Annotated in this window: 6 protein-coding genes; 4 read left to right on the top strand and 2 right to left on the bottom strand. The window is 63.9% G+C overall.

The window, feature by feature from the left end; genetic code table 11:
• Window positions 1-4: 4 nt before the first annotated feature.
• Window positions 5-1,000 (bottom strand): porphobilinogen synthase, encoded by a 996-nt coding sequence (gene hemB / locus ACI3KQ_RS15015; protein ID WP_404959006.1) that lies wholly within the window; start codon window positions 998-1,000, stop codon window positions 5-7.
• A gap of 124 nt (window positions 1,001-1,124) precedes the next feature.
• Here hemB and ACI3KQ_RS15020 point away from each other — a divergent pair, with 124 nt between their 5' ends.
• From ACI3KQ_RS15020 to ACI3KQ_RS15030, 3 genes are all read left to right on the top strand, one after another.
• Window positions 1,125-1,835 (top strand): head GIN domain-containing protein, encoded by a 711-nt coding sequence (locus ACI3KQ_RS15020; RefSeq protein WP_404959008.1) that lies wholly within the window; start codon window positions 1,125-1,127, stop codon window positions 1,833-1,835.
• 95 nt (window positions 1,836-1,930) lie between these two features.
• Window positions 1,931-3,202: an ammonium transporter gene (locus ACI3KQ_RS15025; RefSeq protein WP_404959010.1), complete on the top strand. Its 1,272-nt coding sequence runs from the start codon at window positions 1,931-1,933 to the stop codon at window positions 3,200-3,202.
• A 4-nt stretch (window positions 3,203-3,206) separates the two neighbouring features.
• Window positions 3,207-4,100 (top strand): glycosyltransferase, encoded by an 894-nt coding sequence (locus tag ACI3KQ_RS15030; protein WP_404959012.1) that lies wholly within the window; start codon window positions 3,207-3,209, stop codon window positions 4,098-4,100.
• Here ACI3KQ_RS15030 and ACI3KQ_RS15035 read toward each other — a convergent pair.
• Window positions 4,097-5,428, bottom strand: coding sequence for an MFS transporter (locus ACI3KQ_RS15035; protein ID WP_404959014.1), 1,332 nt, complete (start codon window positions 5,426-5,428; stop codon window positions 4,097-4,099). The two genes, ACI3KQ_RS15030 and ACI3KQ_RS15035, sit on opposite strands and share 4 nt — an antisense overlap.
• Before the next feature lie 162 nt (window positions 5,429-5,590).
• On the opposite strand from ACI3KQ_RS15035, the gene cyoA reads away from it, so the two are divergent.
• Window positions 5,591-6,730 (top strand): ubiquinol oxidase subunit II, encoded by a 1,140-nt coding sequence (gene cyoA / locus ACI3KQ_RS15040; RefSeq protein WP_404959016.1) that lies wholly within the window; start codon window positions 5,591-5,593, stop codon window positions 6,728-6,730.
• Window positions 6,731-6,853 lie beyond the last annotated feature (123 nt).

Below are 6,853 nucleotides of genomic sequence, written 5' to 3' on the forward strand. Positions count from 1 at the left end.
GGCCTCAGCCTCCCAACAGCCGCGCGGAGTGGAGCGCGTGATAGGTCAGGATGCCCGAACAGCCGGCGCGCTTGAACGCCAGCAATGTTTCCAGCACCAACGCATCACGGTCCCCCACCCCAGCGGCGACAGCGGCTTCGATCATCGCATATTCACCGGACACCTGATAGGCAAAGACAGGCACGGAAAACGCATCCTTCACCCGCGCGATAATGTCCAGATAGGGAAGCCCCGGCTTCACCATCACGCTGTCCGCGCCCTCGGCCAGGTCCAGCGCAACTTCGCGAAGGGCTTCCTCGGCATTGGCCGGGTCCATCTGATAGCTTTTCTTGTCGCCTTTCAGCAGTCCGCCCGTACCCACCGCGTCACGGAACGGGCCATAAAATGCGCTCGCATATTTGGCGGCGTAGGCCATGATCTGCACATTGGCATGGCCTTCCTCCTCCAATGCCTCTCGGATCGCGCCGACGCGGCCATCCATCATGTCGCTAGGCGCGATGATATCGGCGCCAGCCGCCGCCTGGTTCAGCGACTGGCCGATCAGCACATCGATCGTCGCATCGTTGACGACATAACCCGCTTCATCCAGCAACCCATCCTGCCCATGCGCCGTATAGGGGTCCAACGCCACGTCGGTCAGTATGCCAATGTCCGGCACCGCGTCCTTGATCGCGCGGATGGCCCGACACATCAGGTTGTCGGGGTTCAGCGCTTCCGCCCCATCATCGCTGCGCCGGTCCGCCTGCGTATTGGGAAACAGCGCGAGGCAGGGAATCCCAGCATCCCGCGCTTCCCTCGCGCGGGCGACAATTGCATCCACCGACCAGCGCGACACGCCGGGCAGCGACAGGATCGGCTCTTCCACCCCCTGCCCTTCCGTCACGAACAGCGGCCAGATCAGGTCGCTGGGGTGCAGGCGATTTTCGGCAAATATGGCGCGGCTCCAGGCGGCAGCACGCGTACGGCGCAGGCGAAGCGCGGGATAGGGGGCATAGCTCATCCGCGGGGGTTTAGGCCGCTGATGGAGCGCGATCAAGGCTGCGGTAGCGACCAACCCACTTGCGACGCCCCGCCGGGACGCTATCACTCTGGGCCAAGGCGCTGATCTGGCGGAGCAAAGGGCGATGATGAAGGCAAGGCGACTGGCGGGCTGGCTCGCATTCGGCATGGCGCTGCTCACACCCCCCGCGACGGCAGCGACGCGCGGCTACACCATCACCAGCTTCAGCGCGATCCGGGTCGACGCGCCGCTGGACGTCGTCGTCACCACCGGAGCGGGCGCATCGGCAAGGATCGATGGCGACCAGAGCCTGATCGAGCGCCTGCGCATCGACGTGTCGGGCCGCTTGCTCACGGTATCGCTGGAACGAAGCCCGTCGGGCGACAAGGGCGGCGGCGGGCGCGCGACCCTGCGCCTGTCCACCGGGGACCTCAGCCGGATCGTGCTGACAGGCGGCGGATCGATTTCGGTCAGCCGGGTCAAGGGCCAGCGCGCCGACATCATCCTGGGCGGCAATGGCGACATCACCGTCGCGGCGATTGATGTCGATCAACTGAACTTGGGCCTTGCCGGGGCTGGGCGAGCGACGCTGGCCGGACGCGCGGGCACGGCGGTCGTGCGGGTCAACGGACCGGGCGCCGTCTCTGCCGAAGACCTGCACGTGCGCCAGGCGACGGTCGGCAATGACGGACCGGGCAATATCGCCCTGACCGCCGACGTCACGGCAAAGGTAACGGCATCGGGATCGGGCGACATCACGGTGATCGGCAAGGCCGCCTGCCAGGTCAGCAATCGCGGCACCGGACGCATTTCCTGCGGGGGGAAGGCTTATTAGAGCAAACAAGCGATCTCCACCGCATCCGCTTTGCTTATCAAAGTCTTTACCCACCGGCGGCTATTCATGCAGGTCAATTGATCGCCGGATACACGATGTTCGCTCGCCTGCTGCTGCTCTTCCTGTTCGTCGCCGCTCCTCAACCTGCCGGTGCGCAAGTCGCTGCGGCGGCTGACAGCGGCGATACGGGGTGGATGATGATATGCGCCGTCATGGTCCTGCTGGCCGCCCTCCCCGGCCTGATGCTGCGCCATCTGGCCTTGGTCAATGTGCGCAACGGCCTGGCCATCGCGGCCCCGACCGCCGCTGTCGCCGCAGGCGTATCGCTGGCGTGGGGGATAGCGGGCTACAGCTTGGCCTATGCTCCCGGCAGCGATTGGCTGGGCGGCGGGGCCAACCTCCTGCTGGCACAGCTCGGAACCCTGCGCGAAGGACTGACCGTTCCTGAATCCGCATTCGTCCTGTTCCAGATGAGCCTCGCCATCTTCGCCGCCTGCCTGTTGCCAGGTGCATTGGCGGAACGTGCGCGCCTTGGCTGGATAACGGCGCTTGCGCCCCTGTGGCTGATCCTCGTCTATGCGCCTGTCGTGCATTGGGTCTGGGGCGGCGGGTGGCTCGCTGGCCTTGGCGTCATGGACTTTGCCGGCGCGCTGGTCGTTCATGTCACCGCAGGCTTTTCCGCACTCGCCCTTACCCTCATCATCGGCCGGCGGCGCTCTTCGCCAAATGGCGGCCATGCGCCGCTGCTCGGCATGGCTGGCGGCGCGCTGATCTGGGTCGGTTGGGCTGCCATCGTCGGCGGATGGGCGCTGGGCGCAACCGACGACGCAGCCACCGCCATCCTCAATTCCCATTTCGGCGCCTGCGCAGCCGCCCTGACATGGATGGCAGTCGATCGCCTCACTGGAGGCCGATCGTCAGCGACCGGCGTGATGTCCGGGGCATTGGCCGGACTGGTGGCGGTATCGGCATCCGCAGCCCTGATCGGCATGGGCGGCGCGATCCTCACAGGGATAGCGGCGGTGCTGATCTGCCGGGCTGGCAAGGCCCTGATCGCCAAGGGGATGGACGACGCGGCGGACATCTTCGTTATCCACGGCCTGGGCGGGCTGACCGGCATGCTGCTCATGCCCGTGATGGTGCTGCCCGCGCTCGGCGGCGTGGGCTTTGAACCCGCCATCACCCTTGGCGGGGCGCTGACATCGCAGGCCGTCGGCATCGTCGTCGTCGCTCTATGGTCGATGGTCGGATCGGCGGTTGCGGCGTTGATCCTCTCCGTCATCCTACCCATGCGCGGGACCGCACAGAAAGAATCGGACGGACTCGACAGCGTGCAACACGGCCAACAGGGCTGGGATTTCCGCTGACATCATGCGCATCGCCGTCGGCATTTTCGCGCATCAAGAAGAACGGCGGATCGCCGCCTGCCTCGCATCCTTACCCCTCGATCGCGCCGACATCATCTATCATGTGCTGGTGAACGGATCGACCGACGCAACCGCCACACGGGCGCGGACAGCGGCGGCAGGGCGCGCCCATGTGATCGTGCATGACCTCGCCACGGGTGGGAAGGCGCGGACATGGAACCATTTCATGCACGACTTGCTCGACGGCCACGAAGACGCCGTCCTCTGCATGGATGGCGACGCACGGATCGCCGGGGGGTCGATCGACGCCCTGTTCTCTGCCCTCACCGATAATCCATCAGCCAATGCCGCAGCGGCCATGCCCATGAACGGGCGGCTGGCCGACCATTATCGCGGGTTGCTCAGCGAAGAAGGCGGGCTTTTCGGCGACCTTTATGCACTGTCGGGACGCTTCGTTCAGCGCATTCGCACGCGCGGCCTTCGCTTGCCCGATGATCTGATCGGCGACGACGGCCTGGTCGCGGCCTGGGCGCACACCGATCTGCAATCCGATGCCGCGTGGCGGCGTGATCGGGTGGTCGCCTGCCACGAAGCGGGCTTCTTCTGTGACCCCGTCCAACTGTCCAATCCATCGAGTTGGCGGATGCAGCACCGGCGGATGGTCAACTATTCGGTGCGCTTCTTCCAGAACCGGATTGTTTCGGACATCATGGGACGCGAAGGGCCAGACAGCCTGCCAGCGCGGCTGTCCGACCTCTATCCGCTATGGCTGGAACGGTTCAGGCCCCGCATCGGCACCAACTGGTGGTTCGACCGGCTCGCCCTCAAACGGATGCAGTCGCAAAGCATTTCCTGCGCCAGCCCGGTTCAGCCGACTCAGGAACAAGCTCTCGACTAACGGTCCTTGCCCGCCAGCTCCTTGTTGATGAACAGGGCCAGGCCGGTAACAATCGCGCCCGACAGCAGATAGCCGCCGGATGCGGCCAGCCCGAATTTGCTCGACAGCAGCAGCGCGACCAGCGGCGCAAATCCCGCCCCGACCAGCCAGGCCAGATCCGAGGTCAACGCAGAGGCCGTATAACGGGTCGCGCTGGAAAAATTGGATGCGACGATGCCCGACGACTGGCCAAAGCTCAGACCCAGCAAAATGAACCCCAGTATCATGAAGGCGATTTCAGCCAGTTCGCCACCGTTCAACAGCAAGGGCGCAACGATGCTGAAAATGCCGATGCCCAATGCCGACCAAGCCAGCAATGCGCGGCGCCCGACCATGTCCGCGACAAATCCCGACACGATGATGGCCAGAATGCCGACGCATGCGCCGATCGCCTCGATCACCAGGAATCGCTCCAGCGGCTGCTCGGTATAAAGCGCAATCCAGCTGAGCGGGAACACAGTCACCATGTGGAACAGGGCAAAACTGGCTAGCGGAGCGAAGGCGCCGATGACGATGTTGCGCCCTTCCTTCTGCACCGTTTCGATCACCGGGGACGGCTGCAACTCGCGCGTTTCGAACAGCCGTTCGAACTCATGGGTGACGACGATGCGCAACCGGGCGAACAGTGCGACGACATTTATCGCAAACGCGACGAAGAAGGGATAGCGCCAGCCCCAGCCCAGGAAATCGGCCGACGACAGGTTCGACAGGAAAAACGCGAACAGGCCGCTCGCCACCACCAGCGCGATTGGCGCGCCCAGCTGCGGCATCATCGCATACCAGCCACGCTTGTTCGACGGTGCATTGAGCGACAGGAGCGACGCCAGGCCATCCCAGGTGCCGCCCAGCGCGATCCCCTGCCCCGCCCGGAACGCAGCCAGCAGGACCGCCGACCAGATGCCGATTGTCTCATAACCGGGAAGAAAGGCGATGAAGGCGGTCGATCCACCCAGCAAGAACAGGGCGATGGTCAGTTTCACGCCACGGCCATAGGCCCGGTCGATGGCCATGAAGAGAAAGGAGCCGATCGGTCGCGTCACGAACGCCACAGCAAAGATTGCAAAGGACCAGAGTGTCCCTGACAACGGACTCAAATGCGGAAAAACATGCGCCGGAAACACGATGCACGACGCGATCGCATAGACGAAAAAGTCGAAAAATTCCGACGTCCGCCCGATGATCACGCCGATGGCGATTTCACCCGGCGCCACGCGCTTGTCACGCGCGGTGACATTTCGCGCGTCGCGCTCCATCGACGTGGAGGATGGCGTGGTCGTCGCTGAACTCATGTGCTGTCACTGGCCTTCATGGTGCGGGGCGATCTATGCCTGATGTCCTAGCATAGCGAATCATCCCGGTGATCGAAATGCTAATGCCCGATTTTGCATCCGCGAGGGGATAGGACAAAAGGTCCAATGTCGAACGCTTCACCCCCTGCTTATGCGAACAGTATGACCGCTCGCCGACTCGCTTTGACACCCGCTGTTGCCCGTCGTTTCGCTCCCCTGCTGCTGTTGCCGCTGGGGGCCTGCAACTGGGTCGTCATGTCCCCCGCTGGCGATGTTGCGGTGCAACAGCGCGACCTCATCCTTGTGTCCACGGTGCTGATGCTGCTCATCATCCTGCCGGTGATGGCCATGACCGTGTGGTTCGCCTGGCGTTACCGGGAAAAGGCGAAGGCAAAGGATTACGACCCCGACTGGGATCATTCGACCAGTCTTGAACTGCTGATCTGGTCGGCACCGCTGCTGATCATCATCGCGCTGGGCGCGATCACCTGGACCAGCACGCATCTTCTCGACCCCTATCGCCCCATCGAGCGGCTGGATCATGAGCGCAGGGTCGATCCTGCGGCAAAGCGGCTGCAGGTCGAAGTGGTCGCGCTCGACTGGAAATGGCTGTTCATCTACCCGGAACTGGGCATCGCCACCGTGAACGAACTGGCTGCCCCCGTGGACCAGCCGATAGAATTCAAGATCACGTCGTCGACGCTGATGAACAGCTTTTTCATTCCCGCCATCGCGGGCCAGATCTACGCGATGCCGGGGATGCAGACGGTCCTCCACGCCGTGGCGAACAAGCCGGGTAATTATGATGGCTTCTCCGCCAACTATTCGGGCGCGGGCTTTTCAAACATGCGGTTCCGCTTTCACGCCATGGACCAGCGCGGCTTCGACCAATGGGTGGCAAAGGTGAAGGCAAGCGGCACGCCGCTCGACCGCGCCACCTATGTAAAGCTCGAACAGCCGAGCGAAAAAGTGCCGCCCACCTATTTCAGCAGCGTCGAACCCCGGATGTTCCATGCCGCGCTCAACATGTGCGCCCAACCGGGCAAACGCTGCATGGATGACGTCATGATGACCGACATGCACGGCGGTGGGGGCAAGGAATCGGCCCACGACACGCAAGGGCTTCGGCATGACGGCACGATCGACGTCGGCGGCTTCCATCCGGTCGAACCGGGCAAAAAGGGTGAGATCGCCCAGCCTTCCGGCATGACGCCAGCGGCCGAGCGTACGCCTGCTGCGCAAGGCCATGAAGCGCCGGGGCAGAAGGATGCCGATGGGCATGCAGGTCATCATGGGCATTGATAGTCCGAACACTCGGCGTGCTCCTGCGAAGGCAGGAGCCCAGATCAGATGCCAGCACTGGACTCCTGCCTTCGCAGGAGCACGACCCGACCAATTTCCCCCCTCCCTCCCAAGGCCCTGATC

Source organism: Sphingobium sp. ZW T5_29 (genome assembly GCF_044987515.1).
In the GTDB taxonomy this organism is placed as follows: Bacteria; Pseudomonadota; Alphaproteobacteria; order Sphingomonadales; family Sphingomonadaceae; genus Sphingobium.